The organism is Rhizobium sp. BK491, from assembly GCF_014194925.1.
Taxonomy (GTDB): Bacteria; Pseudomonadota; Alphaproteobacteria; order Rhizobiales; family Rhizobiaceae; genus Rhizobium.
Genome location: NZ_JACIAR010000037.1, coordinates 1 through 2,008, shown reverse-complemented (window position 1 = coordinate 2,008; position 2,008 = coordinate 1). Strand labels below are relative to the sequence as shown.

Genomic DNA, 2,008 nt, shown 5'->3' with positions numbered 1-2,008 from the left:
GGTAATCGTCGACCCACCTGTTTCGGAACCGCCGATCAAGAAGGCCAGCCGTCCCGAGATCATCGTCGGGTCCGTCACCATTCGTCTGGAAGAAGGCGCGTCTGCCGCCCGGATCGCCGCTGTCGCGCGTGCCTGCGCGGTTCCGGCATGATCTTTCCGTCGAACCGCGTCCGGATCATGGTGGCGACAAAGCCCGTCGATTTCCGCAAGGGCCACGATGGCCTGGCGGCATTGGTCAAGAACGAACTGCACAAGGACCCTTTTACAGGGACGGTCTTCGTATTCCGGTCACGGAAAGCAGACCGGCTGAAGCTGATCTACTGGGATGGTAGCGGACTGGTGATGGCCTACAAGCGGCTGGAGGAGCACACCTTCACCTGGCCGGGCGTCAGGGACGGCCTGATGACCTTGGGCCACGCACAGTTCGAGGCGTTGTTTGCAGGCCTCGACTGGCGTCGTGTCCGTTCCATGGAAGCGAGACCGCCGGACGCCATCGAATAGATGCGGCACGATGACTCGGGCGGTAAATTCCGACGGCGAAGCGACGTTGGTTTTGATAGACTTTCATTATGTTGGACGCCGCCGATCTCCCAGACGACATTGCTGCCCTGAAGGCGATGCTGATCGCGGCGCAAGCGCGTGAAGTCCGCAAGGATGACCGGATCGAGCGGTTGGAGAAGCTGGTTGCAGCTTTCAAGCAAGCAGCATTCGGCCGTAAATCCGAGAAGGCCGATCCTGATCAATTCGATCTCGCATTGGAGGACCTGGAAACGGCCATTGCGGCCATCCATGCCGAAGATGAAGCCGATAACCCTTCAGGGAAGCCGCAGCCCAAACCCCGCGCCGCCAATCGTGGCTCTCTGCCCGCTCATCTTCCTCGTGTCGAGGAAATTATCGAACCGGAAAGCCTGATCTGCGCCTGCGGCGGCGGCCTGCATTGCATCGGCGAGGACGTCTCCGAGCGGCTGGATGTCATCCCGGTGCAATTCCGTGTCATCGTTACTCGTCGTCCTAAATATGCTTGCCGCTCCTGCACCGACGGCGTTGCCCAGGCTCCAGCGCCTGCACGATTGATCCAGGCCGGGTTGCCGACAGAGGCGACCATCGCCCATGTGCTGGTCTCCAAATACGCCGATCACATACCGCTTTATCGGCAGGCCCAGATCATGAGCCGTCAGGGTATCGATCTCGACCGCTCAACACTCGCCGATTGGGTCGGCCGAGCAGCATTCGAACTGCGCCCGGTCTTCGACGCTCTGATTGCCGATCTGAAGCGGTCGACGAAGCTGTTCATGGACGAGACCCGTGCGCCAGTCCTCGATCCTGGCTCTCGCAAAACCAAGACCGGGTACTTCTGGGCTCTGGCCCGTGATGACCGACCTTGGAGCGGGGGTGCTCCACCCGGTGTTGCCTTTACTTACGCTCCAGGCCGCAGCGGACAACATGCCGAGCGGATACTGCAGGGGTTACGGGCATTCTCCAGGTGGATGGCTACGCTGGATATAATCGGCTGATCGCGCCGGATCGGATCGGTCCCGACATCAAACTCGCCTACTGTTGGGCCCATGCACGTCGCAAACTGCTCGAGATCACGCGCAACGGATCCGCACCGATTGCCGAGGAAGGCGTGAGGCGGATCGGCGAACTCTATCGGATCGAGGCAGAGCTGCGTGGTCTCCCGGCAGAGGCTCGCTTAACGGCACGGCAGCTACGATCAGCGCCATTAATTGCGGACATGCGAACATGGCTCACTCAGCATCGTGCACGTGTCGCTGGCAAATCGCCTCTCGGCGAAGCGCTGGCCTATATCGCAAAATACTGGGATGGCCTTTGCGTCTATCTGACCGACGGTCGCATCGAGATCGACAACAACAGCGTCGAGCGAACCATTAGGCCGATTGCTCTCAATCGGAAGAACGCGCTCTTCGCCGGACATGACGCTGGAGCGGAGAACTGGGCGATCATCGCCTCGCTGATCGAGACATGCAAGCTCAATACCGTCGATCCG

General features: G+C 60.4%; 1 protein-coding gene and 1 pseudogene. Both read left to right on the top strand.

Annotation, left to right across the window (positions count from 1 at the left end):
* Nucleotides 1-147 precede the first annotated feature (147 nt).
* Nucleotides 148-501, top strand: a complete 354-nt coding sequence (gene tnpB / locus FHX05_RS30190; RefSeq protein WP_183876551.1) for an IS66 family insertion sequence element accessory protein TnpB — start codon at nucleotides 148-150, stop codon at nucleotides 499-501.
* A 68-nt stretch (nucleotides 502-569) separates the two neighbouring features.
* A pseudogene (locus tag FHX05_RS30185) lies at nucleotides 570-2,008 on the top strand (IS66 family transposase); the annotation flags it as partial.

Bases quoted from the DNA above. Each gene is read 5' to 3' on its own strand.
- tnpB (WP_183876551.1), top strand. From the start codon at position 148: ATGATCTTTCCGTCGAACCGCGTCCGGATCATGGTGGCGACAAAGCCC.